The sequence below is a fragment of the Pengzhenrongella phosphoraccumulans genome (assembly GCF_045689905.1).
GTDB classification, from domain to species: domain Bacteria; phylum Actinomycetota; class Actinomycetes; order Actinomycetales; family Cellulomonadaceae; genus Pengzhenrongella; species Pengzhenrongella phosphoraccumulans.
Window position 1 is genome coordinate 1,645,359 of sequence record NZ_CP144210.1, and the last position, 22,510, is coordinate 1,667,868.

Sequence of the window (22,510 nt, forward strand, 5' to 3'; positions counted from 1 at the left end):
CTGCGCCGACCGGGGTCCGATGCAAGGATGACGCCGTGGCCGATGACCTGGTGAAGCTCGCGCACATGATTCCTCGCCCGCTCGCGTACGTCCTGGGCGGAGGTGGGTCGCGGGGCGCCGTCCAGCTCGGGATGCTCCGTGCGCTGGCAGAGACGGACCTGCGTCCGGACCTGGTGATCGGGACCAGCGTGGGGTCGCTCAACGGGGCGGTCGTCGCGGCCGACCCGGATGGCGCGGCGGCCAAGCTCGGGGAGATCTGGCCGCGGATCGACCGTCAGCAGGTATTCCCCGGCGGCTTCCTGCTGAGGACCATCGCCGCGACGTCGGCCCGGCGCCCCTTCGTGTTCGACCCGACGCCCTTGTCCGACCTGCTCGCCGAGTACCTGCCCGTGTCACGGATCGAAGACCTCGAGCTCCCGTTCGTCGCCATCGCCACCGACCTCGACACGGGGGTCCGCGTCGACCTCGACGCGGGCGACCTCCGGTCCGCTCTGCTGGCGTCGTCCGCGGTGCCGGTCGCGTACCCGTGGGTCGAGCGCGACGGCCGCCGCCTCGTCGACGGCGGTCTCGTCGCCAACATCCCGGTGCGCCAGGCCGTGATGCGGGGTGCACGGTCGGTGATCGTCCTCGACTGCGGCATCTTCGGGGCTGAGGGCAGGTGGTCGGAGGGCCTGGTCGCCGTGCTCGTGCAGGCGCTCGCCATCGCGGGTCGCCAGCAGGTCACGGTCGACCTTGCCGTGGCCGCCGACGTCCCCGTGCTGTACCTCCCGGTGCCCGAATCGATCCCGACGACCATCTTCGACTTCGAGAGCACTGCCGCTCTCGCGAAGGATTCCTACGAGCAGGGCAAGATCGCCCTGGCGGCGCTGGCGGAGCTCGGCACCCGTTCGGGGCTGCCCGATCCCGGCTTGTACGGCCGGCCCCCGCTGGCCATCCTCAACCCCGAAATCGAGGCGCTGCGACAGATCCGGCCGATCCCGGCCAGGTAGCGGTTGCGCCACCCGCGACGTCAGCCCCGTCCGTTGCTCGGACAGGTGCCCGACGGCGTCTCGGCCCGGTGTCCCGTCGAACCGCCCTACCCCGCGCTTCCTGAACCGACTCGGTCAGACGGCTGTCAGACGTCGGGCGGCCCCTCCGCAACCCGCCGGACCTCGATCCCCTGGTGGACGACGTCCACGATCTGGGAAGTTGGCCCCACTGCCGTCCGTGAGCCCTGCTTCAAAGACCAGCTCGCCCGACTCGCACAGCTCGACGTCCAGGTCGGTCATACCGCCCGGGCTCGGTCTGCCGGGACACGCAACCAGGTCACGCACCCGCGCCGTTTCGCACCCGGCGTCGTGCGGTGAAGTCGTTCGAGGGCACCATTGCGGTCCGGACGGGCGCTACTCGATCTCAGAGGATGCTGAACCCGGCTGGAAGTAGGGTCCGACCCGTGGCAGCGAGCAGCAGAGGCGCAGCCAGCCCCCTGGCAACCGCCAGGTCGGCCACGATTCGCAGGCTCTGCGACGCGGCGCCCGGGGGCGGGTCCGCGACAAGGCCCAGCGTCGCCCCGAGGTCGAGCGTGTGCACCACGAGCTCGAAGGTGCGAGTGGGCAGATAGGCGGATAGTCGCATCCCGCCAGCCACGGTGGTGACCAGCTCGGTGCCGTCTGTGTTGTCCAGCAGCGGCAGCACTCGCCGGGCGATCGCCGCCACAGCAGCGGCAGGGTCGACACCCAACGCCTCGCCCGCATCTCGACCACGCTGGGCGACCTCCGGACCCGCAGCGATCGAGCTGGTGGCCAGGTAGTACGCGGTCGTGGAGTCGAGGTCGACGGCCGGCGCGGGGATGCCGAGGTAGGTCTGGACCGTCAGCAGCGACCGAGAGGTGTGGCCCACCAGGGCCCGCACGTCCCAGTCACCGAGGCCAGGTTCCGACCAGCGGTCGCCGACCTGCGCGGTCGTGGCGACGAACCAGTCGGCCGCATCGCGGAAGAGCTGGCGGGAGACGGCCCAGTCGTCGCTCATCACCCGAGTCTGGCCCAGGCCAGGGCGCCCGTCATGAGCTAGCCGGCAACCCGCGGCTCAGGGGTGCCCCAACGCCCATCCGGTGAACGCGACCACGAGCAACCACACGATCAAGGCGGCGTACGCGAACGGGACCCTGCCCGAATGCCCCGAGGCCCACCAGAGCAGCACACCACACAGGGCAACGGTCGGAATCGCTGCGAACAAGACAGTGGCGCCTACCGTGTTCTCCGTCGTGCCGAGCTCGTAACCCAACTCTCGGACGAGCCGCTCAGCACCCTGCCGGCCGAACTGCCGTGCAGGCAGCTGAACCAGGAGCGTCACAGGGACCGTGCACATCACCGCCACCCACAGACGTGCGTGCGCGCCGGGCGTCAGCGTGCGACGCGTCAGATCGAACCAGGCCAGCACTGCAAGAGCTACCGCAGCCAGCGCCAGGGTGTAGATCTGCACGGTGGACACGGACCAGGTCGAGAAGAGCAAACGCGCGACGCTGGGGTGGACGACCTCCTCCATGACAATCACCCAGGCAATGAAGCCGATCGGGATGCTGAGGTAGGTCCACAGCGGGAGATGCCGCCGCAACCGGGTCTGGCTGAGCTCCGACGCAGGCGGCCTCGCCATGATTCCTCCTGAGAATTGACACACATCGTCGCGGGGCACCGCGGGGCAACTATGCAACCTCCGTCAGCGCGCGCTCGCGGGATTCGAAGGAAGCAGGAGAATCGCGCCGACACTCCACCTCTCACGCGCTCCAGTAGGCTGTCCCGGCGGGGCGGAAGCACCCGGGGTTGTCCCGAAGGTTCTCCTGAGGGTTCTCCCGATCATCTCCCGTATCCCCCGGGCCTCTAGCTCAGTTGGTAGAGCATCGGACTTTTAATCCGTTGGTCGTCGGTTCGAGCCCGACGGGGCCCACCATCGCGTCGTCGTGCACGACGACGGCCGTGAGCCACCCGTCGCCGCTCATCGCTCGGCGTCGGGCACTGGATCGTGCTGGCGAGCACGACCGACCTGCTCACGAACTCCCAGATCACCGGCCGTACCTCACCGACCCTCGTCGACCTCACCGACCCTCGTCGACCTCATCGCGGCCGTCGCCACCGGGCTCGCGGGTGCGGTAGGCCTGTCACGACATGAGCGCGGTGCTGCCCGCCGTCGCGATCGCCTTCTCCCTCGTGCCGCCGCGCGGCGTCGTCGGCGCGTGCGCGAGGCGGCGGAATCTCGCGATGGCCTCGGGTGCGCTCGTGCCGGCAAGTCATCGGACACGTCGGCATCGAAGCCGCTCCGGGAACCAGTCCCGTTGCCTCTTGACCGTTTCGTCCGGGTTGGGTACGATTAGCACAGGTGTTCGATCTTCTGACTCGGTTCTAGCGACTCGATGGCGAGAGGGGGCAGCTGTGGACGTGACCGCTGCGCCTCCCCTCGCGCCCGTCGCGGTCGCGTCGCCCGCCAGCCTGGCTGCCACCGCCCACATTCCAGTGGCCGACGCCGTTGCTGTGTCAGGTTCTTCTCGGGCCGTGGCCGACGGCGGCCCGGTCGCGCCGCCCACGTGCGGGGCCGGCGGCGAGGTGGCCGCGTTGCGCGCCGCCGCTGCGGCGCTCGCCGCTGCTGCGGCAGGGGCGTCAGGGTGGGCCGGGCCCGAGCGGCAGGGCATCCTCACCGCGCTGAACCTGACGATCGACACCCTGCAAGCGATCCGCTCGGCCGTGCTCATCGCTGAGCGGGACGCCGACACGTGGCGCGGGTCGGGGGACCCCACCTTCGAAGCCTGGGTCGGACGCAAGACCCGCCTCGGCAAGCGCGGCGGCGCCGCCCGAGTGCGCCAAGCCACCGAGCTCGACACCGTCCCCGACGTGCGCGAGGCCGTGACCGACGGGCGTATCCCGCTGGAGCACGCCGGCATCATCGCCAAGGTCGCCGCCACCGGCACCCCCGCCCAACGCCAAGCCGCCACCTCTCCCGCCGGGCAAGAGACGTTGTTGGGGTTGGCGGCCGGGCAGGACGCGGGCACGTTCGCGCGCACCGCCGACCGGTGGGCCGCCCACGTGGACCCCGCCGGCCTGGAACGCGACCACCAAGCCCAACGCCGCGCCAGGTTCTTGCACCTGACCCACACCCCGCACGGCACCCACCTCAAAGGACTGCTCGACTCCCTCACCGGCCACCAGGTCGCCCTCGCCCTGGAAGCCGCCACCCCCGACCCGCCGCCGACGACGACCGCGACCACGGCCAACGCAACGCCGACGCCCTCGGGGCGATCGCCGAGCGGATCCTGGCGTCGGTGGACACCAAACCGGGCGCCCACGTGCCACCCCAGGTGTCCGTCATCCTGACCGAAGCGACCTGGGCCGCCGCCCAAGCCGACCGCGACCGCCGCCGCACCGCCCTGGCCACCTTCGGATTTGCCACCGACAACGACGACGACTGGGAGGTTTCCGGGCGCAGCGACACGACGAACGACTCGCGGTGCGGGGCGGGGCCTGCGGTGCTCCCCGTGCTGGGGTATGCGCCGGCGACCCTCGAGGACGGCACACCCGTGCCCGCCTCCGAGCTCGGCGTGATCATGTGCGACTGCGAACTGACCCGCATCGTCATCAACGCCGACGGCGTCCCCCTAGACCTCGGGCGCACCGAACGACTGTTCACCGGACCCCAACGCAAAGCCGTCATCGCCCGCGACCGCGAATGCGCCTGGCCCGACTGCCACGCCCACGCCCGCTGGTGCCACATCCACCACCTGGCCTGGTGGCAACGCGACGGCGGAGTCACCTCCGTAGAAAACGGCGCGTTGCTGTGCAACTTCCACCACCACGAAGTCCACCGACTCGACCTCACCCTGACCCGCCACACCACACGCGACTACGACGCCATCACCGGCATCGCCCGCGTCTGGTACCAATTCACCGACCCCACCGGACGACAACTCCGACAGACCGGACCACCCGGGATCCAACCGCCCGCACCACCACGACCACCCGAACCACCGAACGAGCTCGACCTCACTCAGGTCGATGCGCCGATCGACGCGCGCGAGATCTACCCCGACGACCTCTTCCGGACGTCAGATGCTCGCGTTGCCTGACGGCCGGCACAGCGCGTTGCCTGCCGGCCGCCCCGCGTGCGGACGGCGTGCGAGGTGGCGTCAGCACCGAGGCCGGGCGGGGTCAAGACGACGCCAGGGCCGCCCGCAACGATCTGCGGACGGCCCTGGTCGTGCGAGGTTCTCAGACCTGCGGGACCACCATGAAGCTCGTGGTCGCGTTCTCGGGATCAGCGTCGAGCGTCTGATCCGCGAGCAGCTCGGCCGCGGTGGGCTCGAGGTAGATCTTGGCGGTGCCCGCCTCGACGACTGCGTCGCCGGGGGCTGGCTCGGCGACCAGCGCGAGGTCGAATCCGCCCTGGTCAGACGTGGAGGTCGCGATGCGCAGGCCCCCGGTCTCGGGCAGTCCCGCGGTGTCGGTGAGGTCTTGGACGGTGGTGCGAGCGTTCTCGGTCAGGGTGAGCAAGGGAGCTCCTCCGGTAGCCGGGTTCGGCGCCAGGAGTCGTCATCCCCCGGGGGGATGGCGAGCGGTCCAGGCACCTGCGGTCCCCTCCACCGTCACAAGCCTCGCGCCCGAATGCAAGCCTGCCCGTCCAGATCGTCCACTGGGTGGACAGCTCCGGTGTCGGCCTGCGCCACCTCGGGCCAAGGGTCAGGCGTGGGGGTTTTCCGTCGTGTTGGTCGACTCGTGCTCGCGGAGGGCACGCTCCGCGGTCTGCTCGCGCTCCGCCAGCACCTCGGGACCCGGGCCCGCGAACGCCTGGGCGCGCTCGACCGCGTCGATGCTGCCCGTGAAGAGCCGGGAGTCGGTTCGAGTCGTGAACTGCACGGTCTCGTCGGCGGCGGGGACCCGACGGGTGGTGCGCCTGGTCGGGGGTTCGGCGGACCGGGTCGCCGGGATCACGGTCGTCTGCTCGCGCCACCGGTCCGGTCCGCCGCGATCGGCGGCAGCCGGCTCGCGTGCTGGGCCTGCGGCGGGCAGAACGTCGCCGTCGTGCAGTGTGCGGTCGGGGCGAGCGTGCTCGCGGCGGGTTCCGTCGCGCCGCGATTCCTCGGGACGGGCACCGTCAGGATGAGCACCGTCTGGCTGGGCACCGTCAGGCTGGCGACTGTCGGGACGGGCACCGTCGGGCTGGCGACTGTCGGGGCTGGCACCTTCGGGACGAGCGTCATCGGGACGGGCGAGCTCAAGCGCTTTCTTGGGCAGCGGTCCCTCGGGCAGGGCTGGCTGCGTGTCGGACGACGGGGCGCGCGCGATCGGAACCGCGGCGCCCTCGATGCGCGTGCGCGGGAGCGCCTGCGGCGCGGAAGCCTGCACCCAGCTGACGAGCCCCTCGCGCACGTAGCAGCGCAGGTCGAACAGCGTCGGGGCGTCGACGGCGCTGGCGAGCGCACGCACCTGCACGAGCCCGCCCGTCGCCTGGGTCACCTGGAGCACACCGACCCGGTTGTCCCAGAGGTCGCTGACCTCGAGCAGCCGGACGAGCTCGGCACGCATCTCGTCGACCGGCACCGCCCAATCGACGTCGAGCTCGACCGTGCCGAGCAGGTTCGCCTCGCGCCGGGTCCAGTTCTGGAACGGCGTGGTCGTGAAGTAGGTGGACGGGACGATCAGGCGCCGGTCGTCCCAGAGGTGCACGACGACGTAGGTCATCGTGATCTCCTCGATGCGGCCCCACTCGGCGTCGACGATGACCACGTCGTCGACCCGGATGGCGTCGGTGAACGCGAGCTGCAGCCCGGCGAAGACGTTCGCGAGCGAGCTCTGCGCGGCCAAGCCGGCCACGATCGTGATCACCCCGGCCGAGGCGAACAGCGTCGCACCGGCCGCGCGTGCGTCGGGGAAGGTCATCAGGACGCCGGCCATCGCGGCGATCGCGAGGATCGCGACCGTCAGGCGGCGCAGCACGGTGATCTGGGTGCGGATCCGGCGCGCGTGACGGTTGTTGGGCACGTCCATCCGGAAGCGCGCCAGGGCGGCGTCCTCGACGACGAACGCAAGCGCGCCGATCAACCACGCCGCCGAGATGATCAGCGCGATCAGCAGCGCGTGCTCGGCCGCGATAACCCAGTCCGAGCTGTCGGTGGACAGCCGCAGCGCGATCCACACCGACACGACCACCAGCACCGCGCGCATCGGGCGCCGGACCTTGTGGATCACGTCCATCGCGAGGTTCGAGCGCCGGGCGGCGGATCGGACGACGGCCGAGATGAGGGTGGCGAGGACGAAAGCGACCGCGATGGCGGCGACGATCGCGCCGATCGGCACGATGACGTCCACGGTGTCGGTCGCGATCACTGCTGCAGGCATGCGGCCAGGGTAGGCGTCCGACCTGAGCGGGTAGACATCGCGTCCGTCGCAGCGGGCGTCAGAGTGGGTGCCCGGCGGGGTCGCAGCGGGCGTCAGTGCGGGGTCCGGCGGGGTCGCAGCGGGCGTCAGTGCGGGGTCCGGCGGGGTCGCAGCGGGCGTCGGCGCGCGCCGGCGCGACCCCGGCGCGACAATCCAAGAGACGGCCCCGCCGCCGCCGCCGTCCACCCCCGCCTCCCGAGGAGCCGCCCGTGAGCGCCGACCTGACCGCACCGCTCGCGGACCCGACGACGATCGTGCGCACCCCGCGCGTGTGCGTCCTGGCCGCGACGCCGCTGCTCACCGTCACGATCGAGGCAGGCAGCGCGGCCGGGCCCGGCGTAGCCGGCCCCGAGCACCCCGACGTGCACGTCCACCCCGGGGGGCAGGGGCTCTGGCTCGCGCGGATGGCGTACTCGCTGGGGGCCGAGGTGGTCGTCTGCGGCCCGTTCGGTGGCGAGACCGGGACGGTGATCGCCCACCTCGCCTCGCTCGAGAACCTGCAGGTGCGCGCGACCCGGTACAACGGCGGCAACGGCGCCTACGTGCACGACCGTCGCAACGGCCAGCGTCAGGTCATCGCGTCCATGCCCCCGCGCCGGCTCGACCGGCACGAGCTCGACGACCTGTACGGCACGGTGCTCGTCGAGGCGCTCGAGTCGGACGTGTGCGTGCTCACCGGGGCCGACCCGGCCGACGTCGTCCCGCCCGGGTTCTTCGGACGCCTCGCCGAGGACCTGCGCACCGCGGGCCGGACCGTGATCGCCGACGTGTCCGACGACACCGCCCGCGCGGTCGCCACCGGCTCGCCCGCGCTGCTCAAGATGAGCCACGAGGAGCTCATCGCCGGGGGGTTCTCGGCCGACGACGACGCCCGCTCGCTGCTCGACGCCGCGCGCCGGCTGGTCGACCGGGGTGTGGGTGCGGTCGTCGTCTCGCACGCCGCCGAGCCGGGGCTGCTCGTCACCGCCGACGCCGTGCTGGAGTTCGCCGTCCCCGCCGTCACGGCGGTCGACCACCGGGGCGCGGGGGACTCGATGACGGGAGGGATCGCGGTCGGCGTCGGGCGCGGGATGTCGATCGTCGACTCCGTGCGGCTCGGGGCGGCCGCCGGGGCCCTGAACGTCTCCCGGCGCGGCCTGGGCACCGGCCGCCGCGAGCAGATCGAACGCTTCTCCGACCAGGTCCGGGTCCGCGTGCTCGACACGGTCAGCTCGAACCGGGAGGAACCGTGAGAGTGCTGGTCACGAACGACGACGGCATCGACTCGCACGGCCTGGCCGTCCTGGCGCAGGTCGCCGTCGACGCCGGGTGCGACGTCATCGTCGCGGCGCCCGCGCGCGAGTCGTCGGGCACCAGCGCGTCGCTCGTCGGCGCCGAGCTCGACGGTCGGTTGATCATCGACGAGAAGGCGGCGCCCGGCCTGCCCGACCACGTGCCGTCGTACGCCGTGCGCGCCGCGCCCGGCCTGATCGCCTTCGTGGCCGCGCACGGCGGGTTCGGCCCAAAGCCCGACCTCGTGCTCAGCGGGGTCAACAAGGGTGCCAACACCGGTCACGCCGTGCTGCACTCGGGCACCGTCGGAGCGGCGCTCTCGGCCGTCACGCACGGCATTCGGGGCATGGCCGTGTCCCTCGCCGACGCCGACCCGCGGCACTGGGAGACCGCGGGCGTCGTCGTGCGCCCGCTGGTCGACTGGCTGCTCGCGTCCGCGCTCACCGACCGGGTGGTCAACGTGAACGTGCCCGACCGGCCCGTCGCCCAGGTGCGGGGGCTGCGGCGCGCGCCGCTCGCCGCGTTCGGCACCGTCCAGACCCGGATCCGCGAGGTGGCCCACGGCAACCTCATGCTCACCTACTCCGAGATCGAGCTCACGCGCGAGGTCGACACGGATGCGGGCCTGCTCGCGCGCGGGTGGGCCACGATCACGCTGCTGCGCACGGCGTGCGAGGACACCGAGACCGAGCTACCGGAGCTTCCGCACGGCCTCAGCTGACCTCCGCCCAGATGCGGGAGCAAGCACCGGCGACTAACTTCTTGTGGTCTCAACCACCCCGACCTAAGGAGCTCGATCCACCATGGCCATCGTCTCCGCCATCTTCGTCGGCGCCTTCATCGGTGCCCTCGGCCGCCTGTTCGCCCGCGGCCGGCAGAACATCTCGGTGCTCGTCACGATCATCGTCGGCATCATCGCGGCCCTGCTGGGCACCGCGCTGGCCCGCCTGCTCGGCGTGGCCGACACCTGGGGGATCGACTGGATCGAGCTCGCCATCCAGGTCGTCCTGGCCGTCGTCGGCGTGACGTTCGCCGCTCAGCTGCTCGGCAAGCGCACGTCCGCGTCAAGCTGAACTAAGACGACACCGCGACCGCGATCAGCAGCATCGTCACGAGAAACCCGGTGACGAGGTTGAGCCACAGGAAGCGCCGCCACCCGCGGTTGGCGCGCTCGCAGTCGTCGTCGCGCACCGACCAGAACGAGGCGGTGTTCACCGCGTAGGGCAGCGGCAGCACGGCGGCGAGCACGCCGGGCCACGGCACGAGGAGCAGCACGGCTGACGCGACCAGGTACGCCGCGGTCGCGGCGACCACCGTCGGGTGCGCCCCGAGCACGGTCGCGACCGAGGCGATCCGGCCCTCGCGGTCCGCCCGGACGTCCTGCACGGCGCCGAACGCGTGCGAGCCCATCCCCCAGGCGAAGAACGCGACCAGGACGGGCCATGCCGTGCGCGCCGACAGGTCGGTCCCCGTCAGCACGAGCGCGTAGAGCAGCGGGCCCACGAAGTGCATGGCCGAGGTCGCGGAGTCGATGACCGGACGTTCCTTGAACCGCAGCTTCGGCGCGGAGTACGCGATCACCAGGAAGACGACCAAGACGAGGGTGGCCGCCGCGGCGGCATCGCCGAGCGCGAACAGCCACACCAGCAGCGGGATGTTCGTCACCGCGCACGCCCACAGGATCCGCCGGTGCACGACGCGCGCCGTCGCCGGCTCCGCGAGCGCACCCTCGATCCCGCCCTTGCGGGGGTTGAGCAGGTCGGACGCGTAGTCGAACACGTCGTTGATGCCGTACATCAGCAGGTTGTAGGGGAACAGGAAGTAGATCGTGCCGACCACGAGCGCGGTGTCGATCCGCCCGCCCGTTGCAAGCAGGTAGCCGGCGGCGAACGGGTACGCGGTGTTGATCCAGGAGAACGGCCGGGACGCGGCGATGATCTGCTTCATCGCTCGGCCTTGCGGGCCTGCGCGGAGCGCGAGGCACGGTCGCGGAAGGTCGTCCACAGCGCCGGCATCAGCAGGGCCGCGACGAGCGCGTAGGCGAAGTCCTCGATCGGAGCGGCCCAGACCTTCACGCCCAGGATCTTGTCCGGCGCGTAGCTCACGAGGCCGGCCGTGATCATCGCCGAGTCGAACACCACCGTGAGCGCCACCATGATCACCGCGGTCCACACCAGCGGGCCGCGGCGCAGCCCGCGCAGGCGTGGCGCGAGCACCAGTGCCACCACCACGAGCACGACGAGGTTGAGGATCGCGTTGGTCATCGCGCGCCGCCCCCCGTCGCGCCAGACGGGGTCCGACCCGTGGCTCGAGCCGCTCGACGGTCCAGCGCGCACCACACGAGCAGCGCGTTGTAGCAGAGCAGCACCAGGAAGAACGCCTCCTCGACGGGCAGCTCGGGCGCGAGCACCAGCCCCGTCATGTACGGGTTCTCCCCGCGGGCGAAGATGCCCAGCGCGAGCCCCGCGACGTCCCACGCCAGGAAGAGCACGAGGCCGATCCCCAGGCACGCGAGCGTCCGGCGCCAGTCGGCCCAGAACGCGAGCCGGAAGCGCCGGTCGAGCACCGCCAGGCCGCCGAGCGAGACGAGCAGCGCACCGAGGTACGTCAGTCCGATCATCGAGCTTCCCGCGCCGCCGCCGGCCACGCGTCCGGTGCGCGCGAGGCGTCCAGGAAGCCGGGGCGCAGCGGCGTCGGCAGGGCGTGCGACGACGTCTCGCCGAGCAGCCGTTTGGCCACCAGCTCCGCGCTGATCAGGCACATCGGCAGGCCGACGCCGGGGATCGTGCCGCCGCCCACGTAGAGCAGGTTCGGCACCTTCGGTGACACGTTGCCCGGCCGGAACAGCGCGCTCTGGAGCAGGGTGTGCTCCATCCCGAGGGCGGTGCCGCGCCACGCGGAGAAGTCGTCGACGAAGTCGGACGGGCCGTAGACGCGGCGCGTGACCACGCGGTCGCGCAGGTCGGGCACGCCCGCCCAGCTACCCACCTGGTCGATGAACCGGTCCGCGTGCGCCTCGAGCGCGGCGCGCCCCTCGGCGCCCGCACCCAGCGACGGATCGGCCGGGAACGGCACGAGGATGAACAGGTTCTCGTGCCCGGGCGGGGCGGCGTCGGCGTCCGTGGCCGAGGTGCGCGAGACGTAGATCGACCCCTCCTGCGGCACCCGGAGGTCCTCGACCGGGCTCGTGGTGCCGTGACCGAGCAGGGCCTCGAAGTTGCCCGGCCAGTCGTTCGTGAAGAACAGCGAGTGGTGCGGCAGCTCGGGCAGCTCGCCGCGCACGCCGAGCATGATCAGCAGCGATGAGATCCCCGGCCCACGCTTCTCCCACGACTTCTCGGGCAGGTTGCAGTACGCCGGGTCGAGCAGCACCGTCTCGGTGTGGTGCAGGTCGGCACCGGAGACGACGACGTCGGCCGGCACCACCTCGCCCGTCGCGAGGCGCACGCCCCGGGCCAGGCCGGTGCGGCGAAGGGCGTGGGCGGTGCGCTTGGCGGGCTCGACCTCGATCGCGGTGACCTCGCACCCGGTGCGGATCTCGACGCCGGCCGCCACCGCGAGCCGCTCGATCGCCTGGATGATCGTGTACATCCCGCCGCGCGGGAAGCGGACGCCGTCGACCAGGTCGAGGTGGCTCATGAGCGTGTAGAGCCCGGGCACGCGGTACGGCGAGGAGCCGAGGAACACCGCGTGATAGCTCAGCACCTGCCGCAGGCGCGGATCCTGCACGGTGCGGGCGACCCGTTCGGCCAGCGTCTCGGACAGCAGCTGCCGCAGCTCCGGCAGGCGGCGCAGGATGTCGAGCCCGAGCACCTTGTCGGGGCGCGCGAAGGTCGTGTAGAGGAAGTGGTCGACGGCCATGCGGTACGCGTCGGTCGCGCTCGCCGCGTACTCGCGGATCCGCTCCCCGGCGCCCGGCTCGAGCGCGTCGAAGCGGGCCCAGTTGGCCTCGGCGTCCGCGCCGACGTCGAGCGTCCGCGCGGGTTCGCCCGGCGTCGGCTCGTAGAACACGCGGTAGGCGGGGTCGAGCCGCTCGAGGTCGAGGTGGTCCTCGATGTCCTCGCCGAACAGCGCGAAGAAGTGCGCGAACACCTCGGGCATGAAGTACCAGGACGGGCCGGTGTCGAACCGGAACCCGTCGATCTCGATCGTGCCGAACCGGCCGCCCAGGCGCTCGTGCCGCTCCAGCAGCGTGACGTGCGCCCCACCGCGGGCGAGCAGGGCCGCCGTGGCGAGCCCGCCGATCCCACCGCCGACGACGACGACGCGGCGCCCGTCGCCGTCCGCCGGTGCGTCGGTCAGGTCATCGGTCACGCGGTCGGTCAGGTCGTCGGTCATGCCGTGCCCCTCGTTGTTCGCGCCTCGTGGGCGATCTCACTGGCGATCTCATTGCCGACCGAGCGCGCGACGATCGCGAGCTTGATCGGTCCTGGCACCCGCACGCGCCGCGCGAGCAGCTCCGCGGGCTCCGTCGCGGCCAGCTCCGTGGTGAGCCGGTCGTACAGGCCGAGCGTCGAGGCCACGGCCCACCGCGCCCGCCGGGGCAACCCCGGCAGGGAGGCCCGCGCCGTGGCGATGTCCGCGGCGATCTCGGCGAGGATCGCGTCCAGGCTCGCCTGGTCGAGCGTGCTCGGCGTGACCCCGGGGAAGTAGCTGCGCCCGAGCTCGCCGTAGTCGGCACCGAGGTCGCGCAGGAAGTTGATCTTCTGGAACGCGGCTCCGAGCGCCTGGGCGCCGGCCCGCAGCCGTGCGTCGGGCACGGGGACCGGGTCGCCCGGGCGACGCACGGCGTCGAGGAACACGGCGAGGCACATCAACCCGATCACCTCCGCCGAACCGTAGACGTACCGCTCATAGCTCTCCTGGTCGTGCACCACGACCGTGAGGTCCATCCGCATCGAGGCGAAGAACGGGTCGATCTCCGGGTGGCCGATGCCGACCTGCGCCGCGGTCCGCGCGAACGCGTGCACCACGAGGTTCGTCGAGTACCCGGACTCCAGGGCGCGCGCGGTCTGCGCCTCGAGCTCGTCGAGCAGCGCGCCGGCGTCCGTGCCCCGCCGGGTGTCGACGATCTCGTCCGCGATGCGCACCAGCGCGTACACCGCTTCGATCCCGCGGCGGGCGCGCGCGCCCAGCAGCTTCGTGCCGAGTCCGAACGAGGTGGAGTACCCGGACAGCACGACGCCGCTCGCCCGCGCCGCTGTCTCGTCGTAGAGCGCGGCGCCCGTGTCTGGCGCCATCAGGCGTCCCGGCCGGCGAGGTCGTCGACGAGCGCGCACAGGTAGTCCGCCAGGTCGCGCGGCAGGTGCAGCTGAGCCGTCTGGCGGGCCGTGCGCGCGGCGCCCGCAGCGATCCCCCGCGTGCGGTCGAGCGCCCCGCTGTCAGCCATGACCGCCCGGACCCGAGCGGCGCCGTCGTCGTCCAGGTCGGGGTCCCCGACGTGCCGGTCGAGCACGGCCCGCCCCTCGGCGTCGGCCAGGAGGTAGCTGAGCCGCAACAGCTCGGTGCGCTTGCCCTCGCGGATGTCGGAAAGCACGGACTTGCCGGTCTGGTCCGGGTCGCCGAAGACGCCGAGCTCGTCGTCGATCAGCTGGAACGCGACGCCGAGGGTCGTGCCGAAGCGGTCGAGCTGCGCGCGGGAGGCCGCGTCAGCGCCCGCGAGGAGCCCACCGACCACCAGCGGCCCGCTGCACGTGTACGCGGCGGTCTTGAGCTCGGCGATGAGGATCGCGTCGACGTGCAGCGGGCCGGTGAGCTCCGCGGCGATGTCGAGCAGCTCCCCGCCGACGGTCGTCGTCACGCTGCGCACGAGCAGCCCGACCGCACCCAGCCGCAGTTCGGGGGCGATCGGCGCGCTCGCGACGAGGTCGAAGGCGCCCGTCAGGGCAAGGTCTCCGCCGAGCAGGGCAGCGGCCAGGACCTGGTCCTCGGCCGCCTTCCCGACGACGCCGGCCGCGGCCAGCTCCGCACGGCGCGCGCCAGCGAGGTTGGGCCGCCCGCGCCGCATCTCGTCGTGGTCGAGGACGTCGTCGTGCACCACCATCGCGGTGTGCAGCAGCTCCTGAGCGGCCGCGATCGGGGCGACGCCGTCGAGGTCGGTCCCCCCGAAGCCGAGGTAGGCGGCCAGCGTCAGGCGCGGGCGCAGCAGCTTGCCGCCACCGACCTGGTCCGCGAGCGCGGCCCACAGGGCGCCGTACGCCGGAGCCATCGCCTCGGCATCGCCGCGCCCCTGGCGCAGGTGGCGGTTCAAGACCGCCAGGGTCGTCTCCAGGCCCGCCTCGATGTCGAGCGCGAGCCGGTGGGCGGGCGTGGGCGGGACAGACCCGGCCGACGTCGTCGCGAGGTCGACGACGCCCGCACGGACGCCACTCGAGCTCACGGAGCGTGCTGCGTCGACCATCCCTAACCCCTGTCCCTGGCGAATGCTCAGCATACTGAGCAATTCCCGCGACGAAGAGTGGTTCCACCCTTTGCGTAAACTCCTCACCATGACATGGCTGGTGACTGGCGGGGCGGGGTACATCGGGTCGCACGTGGTGCGCGCGTTCGCGGAGGTCGGCCTGCAGACCGTCGTCCTGGACGACCTGTCGAGCGGTTTCGCCGAGTTCGTGCCGCCGGACGTGCCGTTCGTGCGGGGCTCGATCCTGGACACCGCGCTGGTGCGCCAGACGATCGCCGAGCACCAGATCACCGGCGTCGTGCACGTCGCGGGCTTCAAGTACGCCGGCGTGAGCGTGACCCGACCGCTCCATACCTACCAGCAGAACGTGACCGGCACGGTGTCCGTGCTCGAGGCGATGGCCGCCGAGGGCGTGGACGCGATGGTGTTCTCGTCGAGCGCCGCCACGTACGGCACCCCCCGCACCGACCTGGTGACGGAGGCGACCCAGACCGACCCGGAGTCGCCCTACGGCGAGAGCAAGCTCATCGGGGAGTGGCTGCTGCGCGACCAGGAGGTCGCCGTCGGGCTGCGGCACACGTCGCTGCGGTACTTCAACGTGGTCGGCTCGGGCACCCCGGAGCTGTTCGACACCAGCCCGCACAACCTGTTCCCGCTCGTGCTGGAGGCGCTCGTCGCCGGCCGCACGCCGCGGATCAACGGCACCGACTACGACACCCCCGACGGCACGTGCGTCCGGGACTACATCCACGTCGCCGACCTCGCGCTCTCGCACGTCGCGGCCGCCCAGACGCTCGCCGCGGGCAACCCCCTCGAGCCGGTCTACAACCTCGGCAGCGGCGACGGCATCTCGGTGCGCGAGATCATGACCGCGATGGCTGAGGTCACCGGGATCGAGTTCACCCCCGAGATCGGCCCGCGCCGCCCCGGCGACCCGGACCGCATCGTCGCCTCGGGCGAGCTCGCCGCGCGCGACCTCAACTGGAAGATGCGGCACACGCTGCGCGACATGGTCGCCAGCGCGTGGGAGGCCCGCCAGGCCAGCACGACGCCGACCCCCGCCTAGCTGCCGCCCCCGCCCAGCACCGGGCGGGACGCTGCATGCTCAGTTCGCGGGGAGGACGTCGCCCCGGAGCTCCGGCAGGCGCGTGGCCATCTCCTCGAGCACGGCTTCCGAGCCCGCGTAGATCCCGTCCGCCCGCGGCCAGTGCACGACGACGTCCGTGAAGCCGAGCGCGGCCGCTCGGGCCGTCCCCTCGGCGAGGGTGGCGTACGAGTCGAGGGAGTACACGGGCGCCCCGTCGAGGTTGAGGTACCGGTCGATCGTCCGCGGATCGCGATCGACGTCGGCCACCGCCGTCTCGAACTGGTCGACCATGGTCGCCAACCCCGCCCACCAGCGCTCCTGGGCCTGGGCGGGCGACGACGCGACGTCGTCGTCCGCGAACGTCGGGCCGAACGTGGTCCACCCTTGGCCGTACCGCGCCGCGAGAGCCATGGCGCGCGGGCCGTTGGCCGCGACCACGAACGGCACCCGCGGGCGCTGCACGCAGCCCGGGAACATCCGGGCGCCGTGCGCCTCGTAGAACTCCCCGACGTGCTCGGTGACCGGGCTCGTGAGGAGCAGGTCGAGCAGCGCGGTGAACTCGGCGAACCGCTTGGTGCGGTCGCGCGCGGTCTGCGCCGGGCCCATGACCTGCGAGTCGACCCCGGTCCCGCCCGCGCCGATCCCGAGCAGCAGGCGGCCGGAGCTGATGTCGTCGAGCCCCATGACGTCCTTCGCGAACGGCACCGGGTGGCGGTAGTTCGGGCTCGCGACCCAGGTGCCGAGCTTGATCCGCGTCGTGACCGCGGCGGCGGCCGCGAGCAGCGGCACCGTGGCGAACCACGGCTCGTCGACCAGCGTCCGCCAGGCGAGGTGGTCGTACGTCCACGCGTGGTCGAACCCGTACTCCTCGGCGCGTTGCCACTTCTCGCGTGCCACCGCCCACCGGTCCTGTGGCAGAAGCACGACCCCGAACCGAACCCCGCCTGAACCCATGCGCCCAAACTACCCGGGAGTGCAACGGGGGCTCGGGTCAGCTCCAGCCCAAGGCGTGGAGGCGGTCGTCGTCGATGCCGAAGTGGTGGGCGATCTCGTGGACCACAGTGATGAGGACCTCCTCGACCACCTCGGCCCTCGTCTCGCACATCGACAAGGTGGGCCGACGGAAGATCGTGATCCGGTCGGGCAGCGCCCCCATGGCCCACGAGTCGTCGCGCTCGGTCAGCGGAACGCCCTCGTACACGCCGAGCAGGTCCGGATCGTCGGCCGGCGGATCGTCCTCGACCAGCACCACGACGTTGTCCATCTGCGCCGCGAGCTCGCCGGGAATCTCGTCCAGCGCGTCCCGGACGGCGTCCTCAAAGTCACTGCGCGACATCGTCACCACGCCTTACATCCTGCCCTGCCCGGCCCCGCTTTGGTTCTCTCCAGAATCTGACCTATGATTTGCGAGGTCTCACGACGCCTCAGACGTCAGGGCGTTGTCTAGCCCCCATCGTCTAGCGGCCTAGGACCCCGCCCTTTCACGGCGGTAGCACGGGTTCGAATCCCGTTGGGGGTACGTACACGTACGAAAGTTGTTGGTTTTCCAGGTACCTTGTGTACACACAAGGCCCCGTAGCGCAGTTGGTTAGCGCGCCGCCCTGTCACGGCGGAGGTCGCGGGTTCGAGTCCCGTCGGGGTCGCTGACATGCGCCCGGTCCACAAGACCGGGCGCAGTCGTTGTGGCCATGTAGCTCAGTTGGTAGAGCGTCCGACTGAAAATCGGAAGGTCGGCGGTTCGAACCCGCCCGTGGCCACCAGTTCACAGCCCCGCCCGGATCCTCTGGCGGGGCTGTTGCGTTGTGCCCGACGGGCTGTTGCGTTGTGCCCGACGGGCGACACTCCGCCGAACCGGCCGCACGCCGCGCGCGCGCCCGACAGACTAGGTGCGGACGACAGAACCGACCCTGGGCCAGCGTCGAGGCGCTGACCTGGCTGCAACGATGATCAAAGGATGTGGTTGGCCGTGGACGACACTCAGTGGACGACGCCGGGCTCCGGGGGTCGCCCGTCCGTCGGGGAGCTCTTCAGCCGGTTGTCGGCGCAGACCTCCGACCTGGTGCGCGGCGAGATCGAGCTCGCCAAGGCAGAGATCTCCGCGAAGGCCAAGGCCAGCGGGATCGGCATCGGGCTGTTCGCCGGCGCCGGGGTGCTCGTCTTCTTCGCCGTCGGGGTGCTCATCACGACGGCGATCCTCGGCCTCGCCAACGTGGTGCCGGCCTGGCTCGCGGCCCTGATCGTCGCGATCGTGCTGCTCCTGCTCGCGGGGATCCTCGCGGCTGTCGGCAAGCGGTCGCTCGACAGCGCGTCGACGACCGTCCGCGCCGCCGAGAACGTCAACAAGGACGTCACCATGATCAAGAAGGGACTGCGCTCATGACGAGCCCCACGTCAGATGCCACGCCGAAGCCCACGCCGGCCCCGACCCCGGACGAGATCGAGGCGCGCCTCGAGCGCAACCGTGCCGACCTCGCCGCCACGATCGACGAGCTGACCGAGCGCCTCGATCCCCGCGTCCGGGTGACGGAGACCGTCACGCACGCCAAGCAGCTCGTTCACGACGCCGGCACGGATCCCAGCACGTCGTCCGCCGCCCGCAACCACGCCCGCAAGCTCCTCGGGCTGGGAGCGCTCGGCGTCGCCGGGGTCGTCACCCTGATCAGCGCGGTGGCTCGCCGGCGCTGACGCCCGCGCGGGCGAACGCCGGTCGCCGTCGGGCAGCGCCCCACTGGGTCAACGCGACCCCGGCGAGCACGACGACGCCCCCGACCGGCTCGTACCAGTGCAGGTCCTCGTGCAGCACGAGCACGCCGAGCGTGGTCGACACCAGTGGGATCACGTAGGTGACGCTCGCGGTGACGGTCGCGCCGGCGACCTCCATCACGCGCCAGTACAGGAGGAATGCCAGCCCCGTACCGCCGAGCCCGAGCGCCGCGAGCGCGAGCGCCGGGCCGAGCGCGACCGGCGCGACCAGCGGCGAGGACAGCGCGAACGGCGCGAGCAGCACCGTGCCGACGGCGAGCTGGACGGCGGGCAGCGTGACCGGCGACAGCCCGATCCCGGTGAGCCGACGGCGGCTCCAGGCGTTACCGAAGCCGTAGCAGAGCGTCGCGCCGACGAGCATGAGCCCGCCGAGCACGTCGATCGCCCCCGGGTTCCACACCCCGAGCAGCACCGCGATCCCGGCGAACCCCACCCCGATCCCGACCAGCTGCACCCGGTCGGGTCGCTCGTGCGGGATCAGGATCGCCACGAACATGGCGGTGAACAGCGGGGTCGTCGCGTTCACGAGCCCGGCGAGCACCGAGCTCACCCGCTGCTCGGCGAGCGCGAACAGCACGAACGGCCCCGCCGTCATCACGGCCCCGACGATCACGAGGTCCACGAGCCGTGCCCGGGAGATCCGCACACTCTCGCGGCGCACCACGACGATGACCACGAGCAGCGCGAAGCCGATCAGGATCCGCCCGAACGCGACCTGGGTCGGGGCGAACGACCGCAGCGCGATCGCGATGAACAGGAAGCTGCAGCCCCACAGCAGCGCGAGGACGAGGTAGGGACCGAGCCAGCCGCGGGTCGCGCCCGACGTCATCGGGCGTCGCTCGCCGCGACCCGGTCGGGTCCGACGACGGCGCCCTCGTGCGCGAGCAGGGCGCGCTTGGTCGCGAGCCCGTAGAAGTAGCCGCCGAGCCCGCCGCCGGTGCGCAGCACGCGGTGGCACGGGACGAACGGCGCGAGCCGGTTGCGGGCGCAGGCCCCGCCGGCCGCACGCACGGCCGCCGGGCGGCCCGCGCTGGCGGCGAGCTCCGCGTACGACGCCGTCCGCCCGGCCGGGATCGCGCGCATGGCGGTCCACACGGCCTGGAAGAAGGGCGCGCCCGGCTGCTCCGCCGGGATCGCATCCAGCGCGTCCACGTCGCCCGCCGCGTACCGCTGGACGGCCGCGACGACGGCGGCCAGCGACGGCTCCTGGGTCGCGTCCTCGAGGCTGAGCGTGCGCACGCCCCGCTCGCCGAGCTCGGCCGGGAGGCGGGCGATGGTGCGGTCGACGGACTCGAAGCCCGCGCCGCGCACGACGGCGTCCTCGGGGGTCACGACGACTGCGAGCGGCCCGGCCGGGGTCGGCACGGCCGTGGCGGTCAGGGGCAGGGTGTTCATCGGGGGGCTCCGGTCGAGGGCTGGCGGCCGTGCGTCCGGCCGCTCACCCGACATCCTCCCCCGAACTCGTCGCCGCCTGCTCGCGGTTTTCGGACGGGGCGCCCCCGGGTGCCCGGCCGGCCCATGCCGACCACAGGTGCTGGGCGGCATACCCGCGCCAGGGTCGCCACCCGGCCGCCCGGGCCGTCGCCGTCGCCACATCGACCGCCTGCCCGACGCCGCCCGGCAGCCCGGCCAGCGCCTTGCGCAGCACCAGGTCGCCGGCGGGGAAGACGTCCGGATCACCCAGGGCGCGCAGCGCGATGTAGTCCGCGGTCCACGGCCCGATGCCCGGCAGCGCGAGCAGCGCGACACGGACCTGGCCGCGGTCGGCGTCGGGCGCGAGCGACAGACCGCCCGCGACCGCCGCCGCGAGCCCGGCGAGCGTCGCGGCGCGGGACCCCGTCAGGCCGATCTCGCGCAACCGGTCGGGACCTGCCGCGGCGAGGGTCGCGGCGGACGGGAAGAGGAGCAGGCCCGGACCCGAACCACGCGAGCTGCTCTGCCCTGGGCCGCTCTGCACTGGGCCGCTCTGCTCCGAAGTGCCGCGCTCCGGAGTGCCGTGCGCAGCGACGAGGCGCCCGGCGAGGGTTCGGGCGCCCGCGACGGAGACCTGCTGGCCGAGCACGGCCCGGACCGCGAGCTCGAACGGGTCCGTCGTGCCCGGGATTCGCAGCCCGGGGCGGGCGGTCACGAGGGACGCCAGCCCGGGGTCCGACACGAGCGCGCCGTCGACGAGCTGCGGGTCGGCGTCCAGGTCCAACCAGCGTCGGAGCCGGACCACCACCCCCGCCAGGTCGGCGAGGTCGGCCAGCTGGAGCCGGGCGAGGATCTCCCCTGGCCCCCCGAAGGAGACCGTCACGCGGGCCGCTCCGCCGGGCGCGGCGAGCAATTTTGTGATTGCCGGGAGCCCTACTGCGCCGCCGGTGCCGGGTGCTCCGTCAACGAGCTCGAGGCCCGGGATCGCGCGGCCGGCGGTGTGGGCGAACCAGCTCGCGGCGTCGTACGGCAGCAGGTGGCGCAGGCGCAGCGTGAGCACGGCCCCGTCGACGGGTGTGCGCCCGCCATCGTCCCGGCCCGCTGGACCCGTCGGGTGGCGCCGCAGGCTCGACGGCGGCGCGCCGAACTCGGTCCGCATCACGTCGTTGAACTGCCGCAGGCTCGCGAACCCGGCCGCGAACGCGACGTCGATCATCGACAGCTCGGTCTGGTCGAGCAGCATGCGGGCGAGCTGCGCGCGGCGAGTACGCGCGAGCTGGAGCGGCGACGCACCGATCTCGGCGACCAGGACGCGGTGCAGGTGCCGCGGGCTGACGTGCAGGCGCAGCGCGAGACCCTCGACCCCGTCGGAGTCGATGGCTCCGTCTCCGATCGCCCGCAGCGCACGAGCGGCCAGGTCACCGCGGCTGTCCCAGTCCCGGGACCCGGGCAGCGCATCCGGTCGGCACCGGCGGCAGGCGCGGAACCCGGCGGCGACGGCGGCGGCCGCGGCGGGGTAGTACCGGCAGTTCTCCGGTCGGGGCGTCCGCGCCGGGCACGAGGGGCGGCAGTAGATGCCCGTCGAGAGCACCCCGACGAACAGCCGGCCGTCGAACCGGGGGTCTCGCCCGCTGATCGCGCGGTAGGCGGCGCGATCGTCTGGCCATGCGACGTGATGGTCGGACCAACCGGCCGAGGTGGGGGACAGTGTCACGTCCCTATTCTCAGGCTCGACCGGTGGCCCGGCTTGCGGTTTTCGGACACGGCAGCGAGGGCCGGGTCCGAGTCAGACTCCTATGGCTGACACCGGCGTCGGGGCGTGGCGCCCGGACGAAGATGAGTGTCAGGCGTCGAGCGGGCGCTGCTGGGGGATCCCGTTGAGAAGGTTGCGCACCTCGAGCTCGTGGTAGCGGCGGTGGCCGCCGAGGGTGCGGATCGAGGAGAGCTTGCCGGCCTTGGCCCAGCGCGTGACCGTCTTCGGGTCGACACGGAAGAGGGTCGCGACCTCCGACGGGGTGAGCAGGGACTCCGAGTCGGGGACGTGGGACGACATGTGTTTCTCCAGGTGATCAGGGGCCGCGCTGGGTTCGATCGGGTCACGACTCGAGCTACCAACGGGGGTTCCGGAAGTCCCGGAAGTGTCGCCCGGAGGAAAAGTCATACCTACAGGTGTACCAA

The 22,510-nt window shown here is 72.3% G+C and carries 25 protein-coding genes and 4 tRNA genes; 13 read left to right on the forward strand and 16 right to left on the reverse strand.

What is annotated here, in order from left to right:
* The first annotated feature begins 35 nt into the window (after positions 1-35).
* A complete protein-coding gene (locus tag VTA80_RS07625; RefSeq protein WP_407344793.1) occupies positions 36-989 on the forward strand; it encodes a patatin-like phospholipase family protein in 954 nt (317 codons plus the stop codon).
* Between the two features lie 403 nt (positions 990-1,392).
* Here VTA80_RS07625 and VTA80_RS07630 read toward each other — a convergent pair whose 3' ends face one another.
* Together VTA80_RS07630 and VTA80_RS07635 are read right to left on the reverse strand one after the other, a co-directional pair.
* Positions 1,393-2,007, reverse strand: coding sequence for a maleylpyruvate isomerase N-terminal domain-containing protein (locus tag VTA80_RS07630; protein WP_407344794.1), 615 nt, complete (start codon positions 2,005-2,007; stop codon positions 1,393-1,395).
* Positions 2,008-2,064: 57 nt separating this feature from the next.
* Complete coding sequence (locus tag VTA80_RS07635; protein WP_407344795.1) at positions 2,065-2,592, reverse strand: hypothetical protein; 528 nt, start codon at positions 2,590-2,592, stop codon at positions 2,065-2,067.
* 257 nt (positions 2,593-2,849) lie between these two features.
* On the opposite strand from VTA80_RS07635, the gene VTA80_RS07640 reads away from it, so the two are divergent.
* From VTA80_RS07640 to VTA80_RS07650, 3 genes are all read left to right on the forward strand, one after another.
* Positions 2,850-2,925: transfer RNA gene (locus tag VTA80_RS07640), tRNA-Lys, on the forward strand.
* Between the two features lie 485 nt (positions 2,926-3,410).
* Positions 3,411-4,340: a hypothetical protein gene (locus tag VTA80_RS07645; RefSeq protein ID WP_407344796.1), complete on the forward strand. Its 930-nt coding sequence runs from the start codon at positions 3,411-3,413 to the stop codon at positions 4,338-4,340.
* Complete coding sequence (locus VTA80_RS07650; RefSeq protein WP_407344797.1) at positions 4,289-5,089, forward strand: HNH endonuclease signature motif containing protein; 801 nt, start codon at positions 4,289-4,291, stop codon at positions 5,087-5,089. The genes VTA80_RS07645 and VTA80_RS07650 overlap by 52 nt, the downstream gene beginning before the upstream one ends.
* Positions 5,090-5,231: 142 nt before the next feature.
* On the opposite strand, the gene VTA80_RS07655 is transcribed toward VTA80_RS07650, so the two are convergent.
* Positions 5,232-5,513, reverse strand: coding sequence for an iron-sulfur cluster biosynthesis family protein (locus tag VTA80_RS07655; protein WP_407344798.1), 282 nt, complete (start codon positions 5,511-5,513; stop codon positions 5,232-5,234).
* Positions 5,514-5,699: 186 nt separating this feature from the next.
* Positions 5,700-7,358: a mechanosensitive ion channel domain-containing protein gene (locus VTA80_RS07660; protein ID WP_407344799.1), complete on the reverse strand. Its 1,659-nt coding sequence runs from the start codon at positions 7,356-7,358 to the stop codon at positions 5,700-5,702.
* 248 nt (positions 7,359-7,606) lie between these two features.
* Between VTA80_RS07660 and VTA80_RS07665 the strand changes: the two genes are divergently transcribed.
* The 3 genes from VTA80_RS07665 (at position 7,607) to VTA80_RS07675 (ending at position 9,742) form a co-directional block, all read left to right on the forward strand.
* A complete protein-coding gene (locus VTA80_RS07665; RefSeq protein WP_407344800.1) occupies positions 7,607-8,629 on the forward strand; it encodes a 1-phosphofructokinase family hexose kinase in 1,023 nt (340 codons plus the stop codon).
* Positions 8,626-9,390 (forward strand): 5'/3'-nucleotidase SurE, encoded by a 765-nt coding sequence (gene surE, locus VTA80_RS07670; protein ID WP_407344801.1) that lies wholly within the window; start codon positions 8,626-8,628, stop codon positions 9,388-9,390. Before VTA80_RS07665 ends, surE begins: the two co-directional genes overlap by 4 nt.
* An 82-nt stretch (positions 9,391-9,472) precedes the next feature.
* Positions 9,473-9,742: a GlsB/YeaQ/YmgE family stress response membrane protein gene (locus tag VTA80_RS07675; RefSeq protein WP_407344802.1), complete on the forward strand. Its 270-nt coding sequence runs from the start codon at positions 9,473-9,475 to the stop codon at positions 9,740-9,742.
* A 1-nt stretch (position 9,743) separates the two neighbouring features.
* On the opposite strand, the gene VTA80_RS07680 is transcribed toward VTA80_RS07675, so the two are convergent.
* The 6 genes from VTA80_RS07680 to VTA80_RS07705 are packed head-to-tail and all read right to left on the reverse strand — an operon-like array spanning position 9,744 to position 15,069.
* Complete coding sequence (locus tag VTA80_RS07680) at positions 9,744-10,616, reverse strand: prenyltransferase (protein ID WP_407344803.1); 873 nt, start codon at positions 10,614-10,616, stop codon at positions 9,744-9,746.
* A complete protein-coding gene (locus tag VTA80_RS07685) occupies positions 10,613-10,933 on the reverse strand; it encodes a lycopene cyclase domain-containing protein (protein ID WP_407344804.1) in 321 nt (106 codons plus the stop codon). The genes VTA80_RS07680 and VTA80_RS07685 overlap by 4 nt, the downstream gene beginning before the upstream one ends.
* Positions 10,930-11,289 (reverse strand): lycopene cyclase domain-containing protein, encoded by a 360-nt coding sequence (locus VTA80_RS07690; RefSeq protein ID WP_407344805.1) that lies wholly within the window; start codon positions 11,287-11,289, stop codon positions 10,930-10,932. Before VTA80_RS07690 ends, VTA80_RS07685 begins: the two co-directional genes overlap by 4 nt.
* Positions 11,286-13,007, reverse strand: coding sequence for a phytoene desaturase family protein (gene crtI / locus VTA80_RS07695; RefSeq protein WP_407344806.1), 1,722 nt, complete (start codon positions 13,005-13,007; stop codon positions 11,286-11,288). The genes VTA80_RS07690 and crtI overlap by 4 nt, the downstream gene beginning before the upstream one ends.
* A complete protein-coding gene (locus VTA80_RS07700; RefSeq protein WP_407344807.1) occupies positions 13,004-13,909 on the reverse strand; it encodes a phytoene/squalene synthase family protein in 906 nt (301 codons plus the stop codon). Before VTA80_RS07700 ends, crtI begins: the two co-directional genes overlap by 4 nt.
* Positions 13,909-15,069 carry a polyprenyl synthetase family protein gene (locus VTA80_RS07705; protein WP_407344808.1) on the reverse strand — a complete coding sequence of 387 codons (1,161 nt, stop codon included), beginning with the start codon at positions 15,067-15,069 and terminating at the stop codon, positions 13,909-13,911. The genes VTA80_RS07700 and VTA80_RS07705 overlap by 1 nt, the downstream gene beginning before the upstream one ends.
* A gap of 88 nt (positions 15,070-15,157) precedes the next feature.
* Here VTA80_RS07705 and galE point away from each other — a divergent pair, with 88 nt between their 5' ends.
* Complete coding sequence (galE, locus tag VTA80_RS07710) at positions 15,158-16,135, forward strand: UDP-glucose 4-epimerase GalE (protein ID WP_407344809.1); 978 nt, start codon at positions 15,158-15,160, stop codon at positions 16,133-16,135.
* A gap of 39 nt (positions 16,136-16,174) precedes the next feature.
* Here galE and VTA80_RS07715 read toward each other — a convergent pair whose 3' ends face one another.
* Positions 16,175-17,053, reverse strand: coding sequence for an LLM class flavin-dependent oxidoreductase (locus VTA80_RS07715; RefSeq protein ID WP_407344810.1), 879 nt, complete (start codon positions 17,051-17,053; stop codon positions 16,175-16,177).
* Positions 17,054-17,147: 94 nt separating this feature from the next.
* Positions 17,148-17,492: a metallopeptidase family protein gene (locus tag VTA80_RS07720; RefSeq protein WP_407344811.1), complete on the reverse strand. Its 345-nt coding sequence runs from the start codon at positions 17,490-17,492 to the stop codon at positions 17,148-17,150.
* A gap of 110 nt (positions 17,493-17,602) precedes the next feature.
* Here VTA80_RS07720 and VTA80_RS07725 point away from each other — a divergent pair.
* The 5 genes from VTA80_RS07725 to VTA80_RS07745 all read left to right on the forward strand — a co-directional run bounded on the left by VTA80_RS07725 (position 17,603) and on the right by VTA80_RS07745 (position 18,841).
* Positions 17,603-17,675: transfer RNA gene (locus VTA80_RS07725), tRNA-Glu, on the forward strand.
* A gap of 50 nt (positions 17,676-17,725) precedes the next feature.
* Positions 17,726-17,799, forward strand: a tRNA-Asp gene (locus VTA80_RS07730).
* A gap of 41 nt (positions 17,800-17,840) precedes the next feature.
* A tRNA-Phe gene (locus tag VTA80_RS07735) sits at positions 17,841-17,916 on the forward strand.
* A gap of 206 nt (positions 17,917-18,122) precedes the next feature.
* Positions 18,123-18,536 (forward strand): phage holin family protein, encoded by a 414-nt coding sequence (locus VTA80_RS07740; protein ID WP_407344812.1) that lies wholly within the window; start codon positions 18,123-18,125, stop codon positions 18,534-18,536.
* Positions 18,533-18,841 (forward strand): DUF3618 domain-containing protein, encoded by a 309-nt coding sequence (locus tag VTA80_RS07745; RefSeq protein WP_407344813.1) that lies wholly within the window; start codon positions 18,533-18,535, stop codon positions 18,839-18,841. The genes VTA80_RS07740 and VTA80_RS07745 overlap by 4 nt, the downstream gene beginning before the upstream one ends.
* Here the strand turns inward: VTA80_RS07745 and VTA80_RS07750 are convergent.
* The 4 genes from VTA80_RS07750 to VTA80_RS07765 form a co-directional block, all read right to left on the reverse strand.
* Complete coding sequence (locus tag VTA80_RS07750) at positions 18,816-19,748, reverse strand: DMT family transporter (protein ID WP_407344814.1); 933 nt, start codon at positions 19,746-19,748, stop codon at positions 18,816-18,818. The two genes, VTA80_RS07745 and VTA80_RS07750, sit on opposite strands and share 26 nt — an antisense overlap.
* Complete coding sequence (locus VTA80_RS07755; RefSeq protein WP_407344815.1) at positions 19,745-20,314, reverse strand: methylated-DNA--[protein]-cysteine S-methyltransferase; 570 nt, start codon at positions 20,312-20,314, stop codon at positions 19,745-19,747. Before VTA80_RS07755 ends, VTA80_RS07750 begins: the two co-directional genes overlap by 4 nt.
* Positions 20,315-20,357: 43 nt before the next feature.
* Positions 20,358-22,046 (reverse strand): DNA-3-methyladenine glycosylase 2 family protein, encoded by a 1,689-nt coding sequence (locus VTA80_RS07760; protein WP_407344816.1) that lies wholly within the window; start codon positions 22,044-22,046, stop codon positions 20,358-20,360.
* 129 nt (positions 22,047-22,175) lie between these two features.
* Positions 22,176-22,385, reverse strand: a complete 210-nt coding sequence (locus VTA80_RS07765; protein ID WP_407344817.1) for a BldC family transcriptional regulator — start codon at positions 22,383-22,385, stop codon at positions 22,176-22,178.
* Positions 22,386-22,510: the final 125 nt, after the last annotated feature.